This window comes from Aureicoccus marinus (assembly GCF_002954325.1).
GTDB lineage: Bacteria > Bacteroidota > Bacteroidia > Flavobacteriales > Flavobacteriaceae > Aureicoccus > Aureicoccus marinus.
This window is the reverse complement of record NZ_MQVX01000001.1, coordinates 739,451-756,383: the sequence shown is the minus strand read 5'-3', so window position 1 is coordinate 756,383 and position 16,933 is coordinate 739,451. Positions and strand designations below refer to the sequence as shown.

Here is a 16,933-nt window from a genome sequence, read left to right as displayed (position 1 = left end):
CACTATTTGGCCGAATAAATAAACCCTGTCTATTTATAACAATTGGGCTGTGCTGTGTTTTACTTCTTGAATAACAAAGCTGCTGTGGGTATTCCCAATGCCATCGATGTTCGTTAGTTTCTCGACCAGAAAAGAGCGGTAGGCTTCCAGGTCTTTTACCTGGATGCGAAGAATATAGTCGTAATCCCCACTGACATGATAGCATTCCCTTATTTCCGAAAGTTCTGCAATCGCCTTTTCAAATTCTCGAACATTCTGTTGCATATGCTGCGCAAGGCGCACCTGGCACCATACGACAAAAGGCCTTCCTATTTTTTTCGCATCGAGCAAGGCGACATACTCCATTATAATCCCTTGTCGTTCCAGTCGCTTAATGCGTTCGTAAACCGCGGTATTGGAAAGGCCCAAGGCCGTGGCGAATTGTTTATTGGTCCACTTGGCGTGACTTTGCAATAAATTCAGAAGTTCCCGATCTTTCTCGTCTAGCTTACTTTCCATAAATTTTTGATTCTGAAGATGTTTCCGTGAGTTCAGTATTTCAACGACTAAATTAGAATAATATTCAATGTATTTATTGTTACATAGAAATATTTTCATCTAAATAAAATATCAGTTGTTTTTTTATCTAATAATGAAGTGATTTACAGTAAGAAATAAATCAACTTCTATGAAACTTTGGCCTTATACTCCGAATGAACAAGCTCAGTGGGGCATCAACCCGCCTATATCGGACAGTGCGACCTACGCCTTTCCCTCTGCGGATGCCATGATTGAGACTTTTGAAGGCACTCGTGAAGATCACTTCTTGTACAGCCGACATTCAGCACCCACGACTACACGTTTAGAAATGGCCTTAGCCAAAATGGAAAAGACCGAAAGTGCAGTCGTTTTTGGTAGTGGTATGGGCGCTATCAGTGCCGTATTGATGCAGCATTGTGGTCAAGGAGATCACATTGTCGCTAGTCGCACCATATACGGAGGCACCTATGCCTTCATGAAATTCTTTCTTCCAAAACTCGGTATTGAAACCACCTTTGTAGACACCAACAATGTGGCAGCTGTCGAAGGAGCCATTCGGGAAAACACCCGGGTGATCTATACGGAAACCATGAGTAATCCGCTCTTACGCATAACAGACATTGCGAGTCTTGGGCAGCTATCGCACAGCAAAGGCTTAAAGCTCATTGTCGACAACACCTTTACCCCCCTATTGGTACAACCTGCTCAACTCGGGGCCGATATCGTCATTCATTCCCTTACCAAATTTATCAATGGGAATAGCGATTGTGTAGCCGGTGTAGCCTGCTGCACTGCAGAAATGGCCCATACTCTGCGAGATGTGAATACAGGAGCAGCCATGCTGTTTGGCAGCACCTTGGATTCGACCCGGGCGGCCGGTATTCTCAAGAACCTTCAAACCCTGGATGTTCGTATGATTCGCCACAGCCAAAATGCGCATTACCTGGCGCGAGGTCTGGAGAAGATGGGATACCGAGTCTCCTATCCCGGATTGAGATCTCACCCCGACCACGACATTATGCGAGCTCAGCACCAATCGCGTTATGGTTTTGGAGGCCTCTTTACCCTGGAAGTAGATAACTTCGAACAGGCCAATGCCCTGATGCAAGAGCTGCAGAAAGCCGGTCTGGGTCATCTGGCCGTGAGCCTGGGTCACCACCAAACTTTATTCAGCGCTTCGGGTACTTCTACCTCTTCAGAAATCCCCGAAAATGAAAGGCTCGATATGGGTCTCGGTGACGGTCTAATTCGTTTTTCTGTGGGCTTAGACGGGGACATCGAGAGCAGTTTTATGGGATACCGACAGGCCTTAAAGAAGGTAGGACTTACGGGCTGGAAAGACAGTTACTCTCTTTCCTAAGCTTGCAGAGCGGGAGACAAAATCGTAATATTAGGGGCTTATAGTTTATTATATGGAAAACCAAACCCCTAGCCCAGACAATTTCGTTGAAGAAAACAAGGAACTCAGCCTTTTTGAGGCCCTGATACCCGTAATTGTCTTGGTCGCCCTGCTGGCTTTGAACGTTTACATTTTCGGAGATGACGCTTTAAGTGGTTCCAACCAGTTCATTCTCTTATTGGGTGGAGCAGTTGCCGCGATTGTGGGTTATTCCAACAAGGTGAGCTACAAGAAAATGCTGGACGAAGTGGGGTCCAATGTCAAATCCACGACCTCGGCCTTGCTCATCCTCTTGATGGTCGGGGCACTTTCTGGTACCTGGTTGGCCAGCGGAATCATTCCCGCTATGATCTATTATGGATTAGACATTCTGCATCCCAGTTACTTTTTGGCCGCCTGTGTGGTTATCTGTGCGATCATTTCGATTGCAACAGGAAGTAGTTGGACCACATCGGCTACGGTAGGTATCGCCCTCATCGGAATTGCCAACGCCCTCGATATCTCAGCCGGAATGACCGCCGGAGCGGTTTTATCGGGCGCCTATTTTGGCGATAAGATGTCTCCTTTGAGCGACACCACCAATTTGGCCCCAGCCATGGCGGGAGGTGAATTGTTCTCTCATATCAGATACATGACCCTCACCACCGTACCGACCATTGTAGTAACCCTTTTTGTGTTTATCATTTTAGGACTTTTTCAAGACGCCGCTGGCCAAGCAGACACTGCCGGGATTCAGGCAGCAATAAAAGATTCCTTTACCATTAATGGTTGGTTATTTATTGTTCCATTGGTCGTTATAGGGCTCATCGTCAAGAAAACCCCACCTCTTTTGGCCCTTCTCATTGGAACCTTACTAGGCGCTGTATTTGCCTTGATTTTTCAACCCGATATTATTGCGAAACTCGGAGGGGGAACGGAATTGGACTTTACCTCTGCATACAAAGGAGTGCTCAACTCCATCACCGTCGACTCCAGTGTAGAGTCTTCTAACCCGCTCTTGAATGACCTCTTTTCTTCTGGGGGTATGTACGGCATGCTGGGAACCATCTGGCTGATCATGTGCGCCATGGTCTTTGGAGGAATCATGGACGGTATAGGGGCCTTGCAAAGAATCACCAACACCCTGCTTGAATTGGCCACTTCAACATTCAGTCTTTTTGCCAGTACGGTAGCGAGCTGTTTGGCTCTCAACCTAACCGCCTCTGATCAATACCTCGCCCTTGTGGTGCCCGGTAAAATGTTCTCTAAAGCCTATGCAGATCGTGGCCTGGCCCCGGAAAACCTGAGTCGAACCTTGGAGGATTCGGGTACGGTAACTTCGGCATTAATTCCATGGAATACTTGCGGAGCCTATCACAGCGGAGTATTGGGGGTGGGAGTTGGTGAATACGTGATGTACGCCATCTTCAATTACCTCAGTCCCTTTATGACCCTGCTCTTTGCAGCCTTCCAGATTAAAATCAAAAAACTGGTCACCCCGGCTGTCTAAGTGATTCTCAGGTCGTAATTTTACAGAACAAAAAAACACTATGGCATCAATTACCATCGGAGGAAATCCGTGCACGACATCAGGAGTTCTTCCTGCAGCAGGAAACCAAGCCGCCAACTTGCGCTTGGTGAATATAGAAATGGCCAATGTCCAGTTATCGGACTACCAAGGGCAAAAGCTTGTCCTCAATATTTTTCCTAGTGTGAACACCGGGGTTTGTGCCCAATCGGTTCGCACCTTTAACCAAGAAGCTGCTGAATTAGAGAACACCAAAGTTCTATGTATTTCAAGAGATCTTCCTTTCGCTCTTACTGCATTTTGTGGTGCTGAAGGGATTGACAAAGTAGAAACCCTTTCTGACTTCCGCTTCCGCGATACTGGAGATCACTTCGGGGTGGAACTCCAAGACGGTCCCTTTCAAGGACTACTGGCGCGAGCTGTTGTTGTTTTGGACGAAAAAGGAGTTGTTCTCCACCAGGAACTCGTCTCTGAAATAGCAAACGAACCCAACTACAAAGCCGCTTTAGAAGCCTTGATGGATGCCTGATTCCTTTCTTAAAGGAAGAATGCGCAGTGTGGGCATTGCCCTCCGAGGATTGGTGTCTCTTTTCCGATCCGAACCCAATATGCAGGTACATGCCCTGGCCGCCCTCTTGGTCACTGGCCTCGGTTTTCTTGCTGAGCTGAGCCCTGTCGAGTGGATCCTGCAAAATCTGGCCATCGGTTTGGTCATTGGTCTGGAGGCCATAAACACTTCGATAGAAGAATTGGCTAACAAAGTGGAGTCCCGACAGGACCCACAAATTAAACGTGTAAAGGATTATGGTGCGGCCGCAGTTGTTTTTGCGGCCGTAATCGCCTTAATCACAGGAGGTCTGCTGTATATCCCCCGTGCCCTATCCCTGATTTCTTAAATTATTCTTCATTGGACCATCCAAAAGTCAGCGCTTTCCGTATATGGAAATAGGCGCTTTCCTCTTATAATTGGACGGATTTTGTAATTTTAGAGGTTAAAGCAAAACAGCCCAATACCAGCTCGTAACTATGGCCAAGCGAACCGCGAAAAGAAAACCTACATCCACTAAAAAGAAAAAGAAGCCTTTTTCCTGGAAACTCTCCAGACAAAACCAGATTATTCTGGGTAGTCTCTTTATGCTTTTAGGCATCGCCTTGTTCTTCTCTTTTGTCTCTTCCCTTTCGAGTTGGGAAATCGATCAGAGCACCATCACAGAACTCGGTCGCCGGGAAGTTCAGGCTGACAATGCCTTGAATAAATTCGGGGCAGCCCTCTCGGATTTTCTCATGCACAAAGGCTTTGGTTTGGCCGCCTTTGTCATTCCTATTTTGATCACCCTTACTGGTCTTTACTACTTCTTTGGATTGACCTTAAAAAAATTGGTTTCCAAATGGTTCTGGGGTCTTTTTTTAATGATGTGGGGCAGCATTGCCCTCGGGTTCTTCTCGGAGCCTGGTAATGCCTTGGGAGGACGTGTCGGGACAGAAATCAATGATTTCCTGCAGGATTATACTGGTTCCCTCGGGGTGGTCTTGACCTTGATCTTTGTCTTGGTGATCGCGTTGGTACGCCTGTTTAACTTTGCGCCAGATAAAAGTCTGAATTGGGTTAGCGCCCGGCTGAACAGTCTTCTGCGCTTTTTTCAGTCTATCGAACTACCAAAGATCGATTTAAGCCGAAACAGACAAGAAGTCGAAGAAAGTTTTGAAAGCACCGCGGACCTCAAGAGTGAGGAAGTTGAATTGAATCATTTGGAGGAAGAAGTGGTTGCAGAGACGAGGCCTAGTCCCGCTCCTGCCCCAACCCCTACGCCTACACCTACTCCAAGTCCGAGCACTTCGGTCACCTTAGATACCGAAATCCCTGCAGCGGCCCAAGCCCCTGCCCCAACGGATGAAGTCGACTTTAAGGTGGAAGCAGTCAAGGAAGAAAAAGAAGAATCCGTGATCAAGGCCGAAAAGCTTGTCAAGGATTATGGGGAATACGATCCACGCTTGGAACTCGGAAAATACCAGTTCCCTCCTATTAAGCTTCTGGACAGTCACGGATTGGATGGAGCCGAAGGAGGCATTACCATCAATAAAGCCGAGCTGGAAGAGAACAAGAACAAGATTGTAGCGACGCTAAAAAACTACAAGATTGGGATTGCGCAGATCAAAGCGACCATCGGACCGACCGTTACACTCTACGAGATTGTGCCTGAGGCTGGTGTGCGTATTTCTAAAATCAAAAATCTCGAAGACGATATTGCCCTATCGCTATCGGCTTTAGGTATTCGTATCATCGCTCCGATCCCCGGAAAAGGAACCATCGGGATCGAAGTACCCAACACCAAGCCTTCGGTGGTGTCTATGCGATCGGTCATCGCCTCTACAAAATTCCAAAAGTCCAAGATGGAATTGCCCATTGCCTTTGGAAAGACCATCAGCAACGAAACCTTTGTGGTCGACCTGGCCAAGATGCCCCACATGCTCATGGCGGGTGCCACCGGACAGGGTAAGTCCGTTGGACTAAATGCCGTAATTAGTTCCTTGCTCTACAAGAAGCACCCGGCCGAGGTCAAATTTGTCCTGGTGGATCCGAAGAAGGTGGAATTAACCCTGTACAACAAAATTGAGCGCCATTTCCTGGCCAAGCTTCCAGATTCAGAGGAAGCCATCATTACCGATACCACCAAGGTGATTCACACCTTGAATTCACTTTGTATCGAGATGGACAGCCGCTATGAACTCCTGAAGGGAGCCATGGTAAGGAACATTAAAGAATACAACCAGAAGTTCAAGGCAAGACGCCTGAATCCCGAAGAAGGACACCGCTACTTACCTTATATCGTTTTGGTCATTGATGAGTTTGCAGATTTGATCATGACAGCCGGTAAGGAAGTAGAAACCCCCATTGCACGCTTAGCCCAATTGGCCCGAGCCATAGGTATTCACCTGATCATTGCGACGCAGCGTCCCTCGGTCAACGTGATTACCGGGATCATTAAAGCCAACTTCCCGGCTCGACTCGCCTTCCGAGTGACTTCCAAAATCGATTCCAGAACGATTTTAGACGGTCCTGGAGCCGATCAGTTGATTGGTCGCGGAGACATGCTCTACACCCAAGGGAACGACGTAACACGCCTTCAATGTGCCTTTGTGGACACCCCAGAAGTCGAGCAGATTACAGAATTTATCGGAAGCCAACGCGCCTACCCGGAAGCCCACTTATTACCGGAGTATGTAGACGAGAATTCTGGCACGAGTATTGATAATATCGTTTCGGAGCGTGACAGCAAGTTCAGAGACGCGGCCGAGGTGGTGGTAACCGCACAACAAGGCTCTGCCTCTCTGATTCAGCGAAAACTGAAGTTGGGCTATAATCGAGCCGGACGCATTATCGATCAGCTGGAAGCCGCGGGTATTGTAGGGCCGTTTGAAGGCAGCAAGGCCCGTCAGGTTCTGGTGCCAGATATGTATTCACTGGAGCAATTGCTGGAAAACGAAACCACTTAATTTCAACGAAAAACGACATGTTCAAAAAACAACTACTCCTTCTCGGAGCCTTTTTCTTAAGCGTAACTGCCTTTGGTCAGAATGCTGACAAGGCCAAGGCCTTGCTGGATGAAGTGTACAAGAAAGTAAACAGCTACGACAACATCCAGGTCGACTTCAAATACGCCTTGGACAACAGCGAAACCAAAACACATCAAGAAACCCGTGGAGATGTAACCATGTCGGGCGATAAATACCTCTTCAACCTTTTTGGCGCTCAGCAGTTGTATGACGGAAAAAAAGTCTACACCATCATTCCCGAGAATGAAGAAGTGATCATTGAGGACTACACGGAAGAAGAAAATACGGTTACCCCGTCAAAAATGCTGACCTTTTACAAATCAGGGCACCGTTATTCTTGGGATATCGAACAGAAGACCGATGGGCGCATGATTCAATACGTCAAGTTGATTCCGATCGACAGCAAGAGTGAGATTAAATCGATCTTGTTGGGTATTGATGTGCAAACCAAGAACATCTACAAACTCATCGAGACCGGAAAGAACGGTACAAAGACCACGATAACTGTGAATTCTTTGAAAACGAACCAACCGCTCTCAAAAAGCTTATTTACCTTTGACGAAGCCAAGTACGAAAACCAAGGCTACTATATCGTCAGAAACTAGAGAGTGAAGCTTTTAGACCGGTACATTTTAACGCGATTCCTGTTCAATTTTTTCAGTTCTTTCGCGATCCTTTTATTCATCTTTATTTTTCAAACGATCTGGCTGTTCATCAGTGAATTGGCCGGAAAGGATCTGGATTTGGGGATTATCATCAAGTTCGTCATCAACTACTTGCCGACGCTGATTGATAAAATTCTTCCCCTTACAGTACTGCTCTCCTCTATTCTGACTTTCGGAAACTTTGCCGAAAACTACGAGTTCGCTGCCATGAAGGCCAGCGGCTTTTCTTTGCAACGCGCCATGCGCAGCCTGGTCATTTTTTGTTGTATTCTGGGAGTAGGCACCTTCTTCCTGGCCAACGACATCATTCCGCGCTCTGAACAGAAAACCTACAGCATGCGCCGAAACATCGCGAAGCTCAAGCCTACGGCGGTAATTGTCGAAGGGGTTTTTACCGATATACAGGGTTCAGACATGAACATCAAGGTCGAGAAAAAATCAGGCCCGGACGATCAGTATCTGGAGGATGTCATCATTCACCAAAAAGCGGCCAATCAGCAAAACACGACCGTAATCCGCGCCAAAAACGGGGAACTCATCAGCAGCAAGACTTCGGATTTGATTCAGCTGATACTCTACGACGGTTATTACTACCAAGACGTGCAGCCGACCAAACCCAAAGAAAAAAGAAAGCGCCCCTTTGCACGGGCCTACTTTGATACCTATACCAAGAATATCGATGTCTCTTCGCTCAACGATAAGGACCTCGAAAAGGAAACCGGGCAGACCACGGATAAGATGAAGAACGTGTCTCGCCTGCGAAAAGACATTGACTCCTTGAGAGAGAACAACGTCAAGCAGGTCAAGGCTGTTTCTAAGAACATCACCATTCGGATGGGTGCTTTCCCTGTAAAAACGGTCGATAGTACTTATCAGAATAAGAAGAAAGTTAAGGCGGAACCCTTGCCCATGGACAGCATTCTTGCCGCCAAAGACCTCCTGGAGCTCCTACCGGAATGGAAGCGGACTCAAGTACTCAATAGTGCTAAGGCCAATGTGACCAACGTGATCAATACGGTCAACATCAAGAAAGAAGAACTCGAAAAACGCTTCGAGATTTACAACCGCCATATCCTGACCATGAACAAGAAATACGCCTTTGCTTTTTCTTGTATCATTCTGTTTTTCGTCGGGGCTCCACTTGGAGCGATTATCCGAAAAGGAGGATTGGGATTGCCTATGGTGATCGCCATTTTGTTGTTCCTCACCTACCACTTTATAGGTGTAGCCGCTGAGAATGCCGCCAAAAAGGGAGCAATCAACCCGGCCCTGGGCGCCTGGCTTTCGACCTTAATCATGATGCCTTTCGGTATTTACCTGACCAAGAGAGCGACCGCGGATCGCGGCCTGATGAACATCAGTAACAAATTGGCACCGCTCCTAAAATTCTTTAAGCGGAAAAAGGAAGAGGAAGAAACAGTTGAAGAAGAAGATCAGTCCCTCACCGAACTTTTTCAGGCCAGTCAGGAATTTGTAGTGGACACCCAATCGGAAGCCTTTGAAAAGCTTCACCCCCTCCCCAATCACCAACTGGAGGATGTGGTTCAGAATTTTGAGCAATTCGAGTACCCGGAAGATTTCCGCTTTATGGCAATCAAGATTTTAGAAAAACGAGGCGTTGGTCTGGATGATCTCAAACAGAAAGCCAAGTTGGTTAATAATCGCTATCAGCAATGCAAACTGTTCATTGAGCGATTTAAACGCAGTACCCTCTACGGTTCAATCAGCTGGTTTTTAACTATGGTAGGGCTAATTCTAGGCGGAGTACTCAAAGACGAAAAAGCCCAGATCATCATAATTGGGGTATTGATTATTTTATTGATCGTACTCTATTACAACCTTATCCGTTCGCTGGCGCAACACCGTAAGATTTACGACTTGGCCCAGCGTAAAGCTCCCAACAATGCCTTTGTATTGCTTCTTGTCGGAATTCCCTTTTTTATCGCCTATCACTGGATGACATTGAAGGACCTGAAAGAAGTATCCAAGCAAATCCGATAATTCATGAAAGACGTCATCCAACTCAACACCATCGCGGAAGCCATTGAAGATATTCGGGCTGGAAAAGTGATCATCGTCGTCGATGATGAGAACCGAGAAAATGAGGGTGACTTTTTAGCGGCCACCGAATTGGTTACTCCGGAACTGGTCAATTTTATGGCCACCCACGGAAGAGGGCTTATCTGCGCTCCCTTGACCGAGAGTCGCTGCAAGGAACTCGGACTCCACAAAATGGTCAGTCACAACACAGACCCCTTAGAAACCGCTTTTACGGTCTCTGTCGATCTGCGTGGCGAGGGCGTGACTACAGGAATCTCGGCTAGTGATCGTGCAAAAACCTTGCAGGCCCTTATCAAGCCAGAAACCAAGCCGCATGAATTGGCTCGTCCAGGACATATCTTTCCTCTGATTGCTAAAGAAGGTGGGGTGTTGCGTCGGACCGGTCATACGGAGGCAGCTATCGATTTTGCCCGTTTGGCTGGATTGAAACCTGCTGGGGTGATTGTAGAGATCATGAACGAAGACGGCTCCATGGCGCGTTTACCGGAATTGATGAAGGTGGCAGAGCGTTTCGACTTAAAAATTGTTTCGATCGAAGACCTGGTATCGTACCGTATGGAGCACGATAGTCTGATTCAGCGAAAAGAGGATTTCAGCATTCAAACCCGCTTTGGAAGCTTTCGACTGGTGGCCTACCAACAAACCACGAACGAACAAGTACATATTGCCTTGGTAAAAGGCTCCTGGGAAAAGGGAGACCCCATCCTGACCCGTATCAACTCTACCCTGGTCAATAACGATGTATTGGGCACCTTGACTACCAATCCGGACAAGGCCCTAAGTCGCATGTTTAAAGCCCTGGAAAAAGAAGAAAAGGGGGCCATGGTCTTTATCAATCAAGGGAATCAGTCCTTTGACCTACTCGGGCGTCTGCGCGCGTATAAAGAGGCTTCTAATGATGCGGAGGTCACCCCTGCTCCACGAATTGAAATGGACAACAAAGACTTTGGAATTGGGGCCCAAATCCTTCACGACCTCAATATTTCTAAAATGCGTTTACTGACCAACTCTGAGCAGGCCAAGCGTGTTGGGATAACCGGTTACGGACTTGAAATTGTAGAGTACGTTAGCTACTAGGTAAAGAACCAGAGTTTGATGGCCATGGCGACCACCATGATCACCAAAAAGACTTTGATGAATCCGTCTCCCTTATTTACGGATACGCGGCTGGCTACCCAGCCCCCTAGCCCATTTCCGCAGGCCAAAACCAGACCGACAAGCCAGTTGACCTTGTCATTCATAGCGAAAATAAAGAGGGCCGACAAGGTGTAGGTAAACACTACGGCTACTTTGGTGGCATTAACCCGTACCAGGGTCATATGGTTGACATAGTGGAGAAACAGAATGATGACAAAGCCGATGCCGGCATTGATGAACCCACCGTAGATACCAAATAAGAAGAAAGCTCCAATCCCCATCCATAGGTGCTTCCCGGTCGTGCGCTCCTGCAGCTGTTGAATATCAATTTTGGGCCTGAAAACAATGAGCACCAAAACCACAATCATGATGATGGCCAGAATCCGATTAAAGGTTTCGCCTTTGATATCGACTGCAATCTGAGCTCCTATGATGGCGCCAATCAAGGCCGAAATACCCAAATAAGCATTGAAGGGATAGGTAGAGACGCCCTTGCTTTTAAAGCCTGCCGTGGCGAGGGCCGTCTGAATAACAATGGCGACGCGGTTCGTCCCGTTAGCCACTGCTGGTGGCAAGCCCAAAAAGATCAAGGTCGGCAAGGACAAGAGAGATCCTCCTCCGGCCAGGGTATTGATAAAACCGACGGCAAAACCGACAGCGACCAACAATAAAAAGTAGTACCAATGTTCTACGGGCTGCGTGTACCAAGCTTCCATGCGGGCAAAAGTACATTTATTTTGATCTTCTGAATCTCTGATGCAAATTCCCTTTCCCAATTTTGAAAAAGCTTCCTATATTTGCAGCCCGAAACAAGGAGTCAACTTGTTTCGATTTTATTGGAGGAATGGCAGAGTGGTCGAATGCGGCAGTCTTGAAAACTGTTGAGGGTCACACCTCCGGGGGTTCGAATCCCTCTTCCTCCGCTTAGAGCAAAGCCTGATTTTCGCTAGAAAATCGGGCTTTTTCTTTTTAGGAGCGTTAAAAGCTTGCTTTTAAAAGCGAGGAAAAAGAAAAAGCGAAGGATTGCAAAGCAATCTAGGCTTTATTGTCAGGTGCGGAGACCGTAGGGATCACGAAGTGAATCCCTCCTTAAAAGCGAGGAAAAAGAAAAAGGCGAGATTACAAAGCAATCTAGGCTTTATTGTCAGGTGCGGAGGCCGGATGGAACCTAATATTTTACATTAGTTTCATTTATATTACAGCGGCGTGAAGATGAGTTCAACACTCAGTTTAGTTCTCTAGTTTACAAAAACAATCATCACAAAGTATAGCCTTTTAAAGCAATTGAATTTATAGAATGATATGGCTAGTTTTATTGTTTCACAAAAACATATTGACCGTCAGGAATTAATGTTCTGACATCTCCACTACCTAGTGTAGTTTGGTCATAAACACAAACTTCTAGTTTTTCTATTTCGCTGTCATTAACATATCTTAAAATAAGTTGTCCATCTACATCAGTATCCGTCGGGTGACTAATATTAACATTAATTTTAATCTCAGCGGGCTCACTATTGTCTTCGCAATAATAGGATGGTAACCTATGCATAAAGACACTACCACTTATGCTATGTCTATAGCCTGAAACAAAGGGATTATCAAATTGAGCTAAAGTGTTTGCTAATTCTAAACCATTTTCTACGTATTGATATTCACCAACTAGCAGATCTAGGAAATTTCTATTATTTGAAATTTGATAATGCTCTTCCTTTTTTAGCTTAAATGTGATTTCCGTATTTCCGCTTTGGTACTTCCAAGTGCCTGAAAATTTTAGTAATTCATTTGTTGTATCCTTTTCATAGCAATTTGTATCAAACACTGGGCAAGAACCACCTCCGTCAAGTGGCTTTATTAATGACTGTGCTTTGCAAGAGAAAGCAGTTAATGTTAGAAATATGATGATTATTCTTTTCATAATATTATTTCAAGCAGACATTAACCTATAATCGCAATTAAACTAATGTAGTATACATTTTGTTTAAATCACTTAAACTAAAGAAACCTGGAACACTTTACCTCCAAGAGAAAAAGCACCGGATTGCGAACAATTAACCCTTTTTGGGTCTAAAGACCTTCATCTCTTCAGAATTGACTTCTAAATAAGGCCCTTCAATCAAATCGATGCAGTAAGGTATCGCCGGAAAGACCGCTTCCAAGCACTCTTGAATTGCTTTGGGTTTACCCGGCAGGTTGACAATCAAGGATTTTCCCCGAATGCCGGCGGTTTGTCTTGAAAGAATGGCGGTAGGTACATACTGCAAACTGACTTGCCGCATCTGCTCTCCAAATCCAGGCATCATCTTTTCGCAGACTGCTTCTGTAGCTTCTGGAGTAACATCGCGGACCGCCGGACCGGTTCCTCCAGTAGTGACGATTAAACAGCAGGAATGGATATCAGCCATTTCAATCATGGCTTTTTCCAAAAGATCCTGCTCATCGGGAATGACGGCGTATTCAGCTTCCCAAGGACTCGTTAACCATAGGTTGAGTAGGCGTTTTACTTCCTTCCCAGGAATATCCTCATATTCACCGCGGCTCGCTCGATCCGAAACATTAATGATTCCAATTTTTGCTGTATCCAATGAAACTGAACTTTTGGTTTTGTTCAGTAAAGCTAATCAAGAAAATTGGGTTAACCTCTCCCTTAGTGTCCATTAAAATAGCCGTACATCTGGTAAAAGAACAGTCCAATTCCGGCGAGGACCAAATACCAGTTGATCGCTTTGTAAAAGGCGGGGAATTGGGCGTGCTTTCTCGATAAGGTAATGATAAAGACAATCGGGATTAAAGCCAGGACCTGCCCTACTTCTACCCCCAAATTAAAACAGAGGATTTTCGCAAGAAACTGTTCACTCCCGATATCAAAAGACTGAAGACGAGTAGAAAGACCAAAGCCGTGAATCAAACCAAAGAGACCAACCATCAGCAAGAGGTTCGGAGACTTAAATCCAATCTTATCAAATCCACCAAGATTCTCGAAGCCTTTGTAAAGTACACTTAAGGCAATCACAGCGTCCACCAAATGTTCATTGGCCGTTATGCTGGAATAGGTGGCCCCTATTAAGGTGATGCAGTGCCCAATGGTGAAAACCGTAATAAACTTTAAAATGTCTTTAAATCCATTGAGGTAAAAGATCACCCCTGTCAAAAAGAGCAAGTGATCATAACCGGTGAGCATATGGGTGGCTCCAACACGGATATAGGCCCATAAACCTCCTGTACGAAGTATTTCTTGATCCGCACTGCTGACTTCATGCCCAAAAGCCAATAAGGGAACCAAAAAAAGCAATACAGAAAACAGGCCTCGAGTCGTAAATCGCATAAGCTTACTTTTTTCTAAAAACCAGGAACAAGATTCCAACCACCAAAAGACTTCCTAAAGCAAAGACCCAGGTAGGTATTCCTCCCTCTTCATGCTCATGCGTATGCGTTCCTTCCCCATGCTGATGGGTAACTTCAAAGCTTAAAGTGGCCCATTTAGATCGGTGGGTCAGCTCATTGCTGCCTTCCACTTCTCTCATGTAAATCGTTCGAAGGTAATAGACCCCGTCAGCCGGCAATTTAATTTCAACCTCTCCTTGGGCATTGGTGAGCAATTCCTGGCCACTGGTGTGTGTATGGGTTTCTTCTGCTTCCTTTTCGGCATGGGAATGAAGCTCCTCCTTGTGATCGTGGGAGTGTTCCTCCGCTTTGTCGTGGCTGTGGCTGTGATCGCCGTCACCGTGATCGTGTGAGTGCTCTTCCGTCTTGTCGTGGCTGTGGCTGTGATCGCCGTCACCTTGATCGTGGGAGTGTTCCTCCGCCTTGTCGTGGCTGTGGCTGTGACCACCGTCGCCGTGATCATGGCTGTGTTCTTCCGCTTTGTCATGACTGTGGCTGTGACCACCGTCACCGTGATCATGGGCGTGCTCCTCCGCCTTATCATGGCTGTGGCCGTGATCTGCGTCCCCGTGGTCGTGGTCGTGTTCACCGCCAACATAATCAGCATAAACCAATTGATTAGGCAGAGGCTTTCCATCTAACAAAAGTTGAACCTTAAGGCTTCCTCCACTGTACTGATCGTAGGGATTCTCTAGGGGAACAAACTCTATTGGATAACCCAAAACGGTATTCCAATCATCGGTCTTGACCTCTCCTACCTGGTAGATGGCTTTTACATGCTTTTCATAGCTTTCAACTGCGTCGCTTTCAAGAGTGCCCTCTTGTTGCCTTTTAGCCAACATATCCAAGACACCGTCATGTTTTAAGTAGTCGTTGAAGTCCTGAGCTGCTAGCTCAATATTTCGGGCTTTAGTGGAAACACCTGCGACATAGGTTCCCTCTTCCCCCACTTGGAAGCGAACCTGACTGATGGTACTGTCTTGGTCCGACCACTGCTCCTCCGCAATGGCCTGACGCTTTCCTCCACCGACCAAAGACGCATCCAACATGCGGTCCCGCGTAATCAGGTTTTCGCTTTTCTCAAAGGTTCCATTATATAAATTCAAAACTGCCTCCTGGTTGGCTTCCAAGAAATAGGCGTCCATCCTGATATAAAGATCATGACTGCATAATAGCAGCACAGCGAATACGAGATAGAGGGCTTTGCGCATAACTCAAATTTTTGATGGTAGAATGTACGGAAAAGTCAAAAGACGAAAAACCTCCCCTGTCAAAATTCGACTAGGTTTCTGGTATCCCCGTTCTAGGGTAGCTATTCCACGGAGTATGGCCGAGGTACGGGCCACTCATCATCGTAGCCCTTTTTCCATTTCTCGGAACCCAATTCTTCGCTCGTAGAAAGGCAGTTTTCTAATGCCAAACGAATCTGCCGTTCGTCCATATCCTGACCAATGAAGACGATTTCGTTTTTGCGATCTCCGAAAGTGGGATCCCATTTCTCCTCGATTTGGTCTTGATTTTCAAGAAAAGCGATGTACTCTGCTCTTTCCTTAAAGGGCATACTGGACCACCAGACACCTGCAGCATCTGTACGGAGTGATCCTCCTGCCTGACCCCAAATCAGGGCCTGATCAGGGCGCGAAGCCACCCAAAAGAGGCCTTTACTGCGAATTATATTGTGAGGGAAACGATGTTGAACGTAGTCCCAAAATCGAACCGGATCAAAAGGGCGCTTACTCCTAAAAACAAAGGACCCTATTCCATATTCTTCGGTCTCTGGTGTGTGCTCTTCCTTATTGAGTTCTTCTATCCAACCCGCACTTTGCTCGGCTTCCTCGAAATTAAAAAGGCCCGTGTGTAGGATTTCTGAAGGGCTAACTTTAGAGAATGAAGATTCTACTACACGGGCCGAAGGGTTGAGTTTTTTAATTGTCGCCTCCAGGATTCCTAAATGATCTTTGGAGACCAAATCCGTTTTGTTCAGAATAATGACGTTGGCAAACTCGATTTGATCCGTCAACAAGTTGACCACCGTTCTATAATCGCCTTCCATATCCGTCAAGGAACGATCCATCAGGGTCTCAGGACTGCCGAAATCTTTAAAGAAATTAAAGGCGTCCACCACGGTTACCATGGTGTCTACGTAGCTAAAGCGAGAAAGGTCAATGTTGTTTTCTTCATCGACAAAAGAAAAAGTTTGGGCCACTGGAATGGGCTCACTGATCCCAGTACTCTCGATGAGCAGGTAGTCGAATCGGTTCTCCTTAGCCAGTCGTTCCACCTCGATCATCAAATCTTCTCGGAGTGTACAACAGATACAGCCATTGCTCATCTCCACCAACTTTTCATCCGTACGCGAAAGGGTATTTTCACTCTTGACCAGTTCAGCGTCTACGTTAACCTCGCTCATGTCATTGACGATAACAGCTACTTTCAATCCCTCTTTATTGTGAAGAACGTGATTCAATAAGGTGGTTTTGCCAGCGCCTAGAAAACCGCTGAGTACGGTAACAGGTAATTTCTTTTGCATCGAATTCATTTTCAGAAATAGAGACTGTAAATTTACATCTAAATGCGACTTAGTTGCATTTAATCTTGAAATAATATTTTTTTACCTGTGAAACGTCATTTCGCGTTATGGAAGTCTGGCCTTTTTCTAAATAGACTAACTTTCAGTATCCTAAAGTGCCCCTATGAATCACCCCTGGT

General features: G+C 46.2%; 15 protein-coding genes and 1 tRNA gene. 9 read left to right on the top strand and 7 right to left on the bottom strand.

From position 1 onward, the window contains the following. Positions 1-33: 33 nt before the first annotated feature. A complete protein-coding gene (locus BST99_RS03590; RefSeq protein ID WP_105000579.1) occupies positions 34-498 on the bottom strand; it encodes an Lrp/AsnC family transcriptional regulator in 465 nt (154 codons plus the stop codon). Between the two features lie 169 nt (positions 499-667). Between BST99_RS03590 and BST99_RS03585 the strand changes: the two genes are divergently transcribed. The 8 genes from BST99_RS03585 (at position 668) to ribB (ending at position 10,783) form a co-directional block, all read left to right on the top strand. Beyond that, entirely contained in the window at positions 668-1,879 is a 1,212-nt protein-coding gene (locus BST99_RS03585; protein ID WP_105000578.1) for a trans-sulfuration enzyme family protein, read from the top strand. 52 nt (positions 1,880-1,931) lie between these two features. After that, on the top strand, positions 1,932-3,407 hold the full coding sequence (gene nhaC / locus BST99_RS03580) for a Na+/H+ antiporter NhaC (protein ID WP_105000577.1): 1,476 nt from the start codon (positions 1,932-1,934) through the stop codon (positions 3,405-3,407). A 40-nt stretch (positions 3,408-3,447) separates the two neighbouring features. After that, positions 3,448-3,954, top strand: a complete 507-nt coding sequence (tpx, locus tag BST99_RS03575) for a thiol peroxidase (protein WP_105000576.1) — start codon at positions 3,448-3,450, stop codon at positions 3,952-3,954. Beyond that, positions 3,947-4,321, top strand: coding sequence for a diacylglycerol kinase family protein (locus BST99_RS03570; protein ID WP_105000575.1), 375 nt, complete (start codon positions 3,947-3,949; stop codon positions 4,319-4,321). Before tpx ends, BST99_RS03570 begins: the two co-directional genes overlap by 8 nt. A gap of 130 nt (positions 4,322-4,451) precedes the next feature. Next, a complete protein-coding gene (locus BST99_RS03565; protein ID WP_105000574.1) occupies positions 4,452-6,920 on the top strand; it encodes an FtsK/SpoIIIE family DNA translocase in 2,469 nt (822 codons plus the stop codon). Positions 6,921-6,937: 17 nt separating this feature from the next. Beyond that, a complete protein-coding gene (locus tag BST99_RS03560) occupies positions 6,938-7,585 on the top strand; it encodes a LolA family protein (RefSeq protein WP_105000573.1) in 648 nt (215 codons plus the stop codon). Positions 7,586-7,588: 3 nt separating this feature from the next. Continuing rightward, positions 7,589-9,646: an LptF/LptG family permease gene (locus BST99_RS03555; RefSeq protein WP_105000572.1), complete on the top strand. Its 2,058-nt coding sequence runs from the start codon at positions 7,589-7,591 to the stop codon at positions 9,644-9,646. A gap of 3 nt (positions 9,647-9,649) precedes the next feature. After that, entirely contained in the window at positions 9,650-10,783 is a 1,134-nt protein-coding gene (gene ribB / locus BST99_RS03550) for a 3,4-dihydroxy-2-butanone-4-phosphate synthase (RefSeq protein ID WP_105000571.1), read from the top strand. Here ribB and BST99_RS03545 read toward each other — a convergent pair. Continuing rightward, a complete protein-coding gene (locus tag BST99_RS03545) occupies positions 10,780-11,559 on the bottom strand; it encodes a sulfite exporter TauE/SafE family protein (protein ID WP_105002425.1) in 780 nt (259 codons plus the stop codon). The genes ribB and BST99_RS03545 overlap by 4 nt on opposite strands. Positions 11,560-11,681: 122 nt before the next feature. On the opposite strand from BST99_RS03545, the gene BST99_RS03540 reads away from it, so the two are divergent. Further along, positions 11,682-11,766 (top strand) — tRNA-Ser (locus tag BST99_RS03540). A gap of 389 nt (positions 11,767-12,155) precedes the next feature. Here the strand turns inward: BST99_RS03540 and BST99_RS03535 are convergent. From BST99_RS03535 to BST99_RS03515, 5 genes are all read right to left on the bottom strand, one after another. Then, positions 12,156-12,758: a DUF6705 family protein gene (locus BST99_RS03535; RefSeq protein WP_105000570.1), complete on the bottom strand. Its 603-nt coding sequence runs from the start codon at positions 12,756-12,758 to the stop codon at positions 12,156-12,158. A gap of 133 nt (positions 12,759-12,891) precedes the next feature. After that, complete coding sequence (gene mog / locus BST99_RS03530; RefSeq protein WP_105000569.1) at positions 12,892-13,425, bottom strand: molybdopterin adenylyltransferase; 534 nt, start codon at positions 13,423-13,425, stop codon at positions 12,892-12,894. A 62-nt stretch (positions 13,426-13,487) separates the two neighbouring features. Next, entirely contained in the window at positions 13,488-14,165 is a 678-nt protein-coding gene (locus BST99_RS03525; RefSeq protein ID WP_105002424.1) for a HupE/UreJ family protein, read from the bottom strand. Between the two features lie 4 nt (positions 14,166-14,169). Further along, positions 14,170-15,435, bottom strand: a complete 1,266-nt coding sequence (locus tag BST99_RS03520; protein WP_105000568.1) for a DUF4198 domain-containing protein — start codon at positions 15,433-15,435, stop codon at positions 14,170-14,172. 101 nt (positions 15,436-15,536) lie between these two features. Further along, positions 15,537-16,754 carry a GTP-binding protein gene (locus BST99_RS03515; protein WP_181044139.1) on the bottom strand — a complete coding sequence of 406 codons (1,218 nt, stop codon included), beginning with the start codon at positions 16,752-16,754 and terminating at the stop codon, positions 15,537-15,539. Positions 16,755-16,933: the final 179 nt, after the last annotated feature.

What these genes read in the sequence shown, in the direction of transcription:
- BST99_RS03590 (WP_105000579.1), bottom strand. Translation starts at nt 498, where the DNA reads ATGGAAAGTAAGCTAGACGAGAAAGATCGGGAACTTCTGAATTTATTG.
- BST99_RS03585 (WP_105000578.1), top strand. Translation starts at nt 668, where the DNA reads ATGAAACTTTGGCCTTATACTCCGAATGAACAAGCTCAGTGGGGCATC.
- nhaC (WP_105000577.1), top strand. Translation starts at nt 1,932, where the DNA reads ATGGAAAACCAAACCCCTAGCCCAGACAATTTCGTTGAAGAAAACAAG.
- tpx (WP_105000576.1), top strand. Translation starts at nt 3,448, where the DNA reads ATGGCATCAATTACCATCGGAGGAAATCCGTGCACGACATCAGGAGTT.
- BST99_RS03570 (WP_105000575.1), top strand. Translation starts at nt 3,947, where the DNA reads ATGCCTGATTCCTTTCTTAAAGGAAGAATGCGCAGTGTGGGCATTGCC.
- BST99_RS03565 (WP_105000574.1), top strand. Translation starts at nt 4,452, where the DNA reads ATGGCCAAGCGAACCGCGAAAAGAAAACCTACATCCACTAAAAAGAAA.
- BST99_RS03560 (WP_105000573.1), top strand. Translation starts at nt 6,938, where the DNA reads ATGTTCAAAAAACAACTACTCCTTCTCGGAGCCTTTTTCTTAAGCGTA.
- ribB (WP_105000571.1), top strand. Translation starts at nt 9,650, where the DNA reads ATGAAAGACGTCATCCAACTCAACACCATCGCGGAAGCCATTGAAGAT.
- BST99_RS03545 (WP_105002425.1), bottom strand. Translation starts at nt 11,559, where the DNA reads ATGGAAGCTTGGTACACGCAGCCCGTAGAACATTGGTACTACTTTTTA.
- BST99_RS03535 (WP_105000570.1), bottom strand. Translation starts at nt 12,758, where the DNA reads ATGAAAAGAATAATCATCATATTTCTAACATTAACTGCTTTCTCTTGC.
- BST99_RS03525 (WP_105002424.1), bottom strand. Translation starts at nt 14,165, where the DNA reads ATGCGATTTACGACTCGAGGCCTGTTTTCTGTATTGCTTTTTTTGGTT.
- BST99_RS03520 (WP_105000568.1), bottom strand. Translation starts at nt 15,435, where the DNA reads ATGCGCAAAGCCCTCTATCTCGTATTCGCTGTGCTGCTATTATGCAGT.
- BST99_RS03515 (WP_181044139.1), bottom strand. Translation starts at nt 16,754, where the DNA reads ATGCAAAAGAAATTACCTGTTACCGTACTCAGCGGTTTTCTAGGCGCT.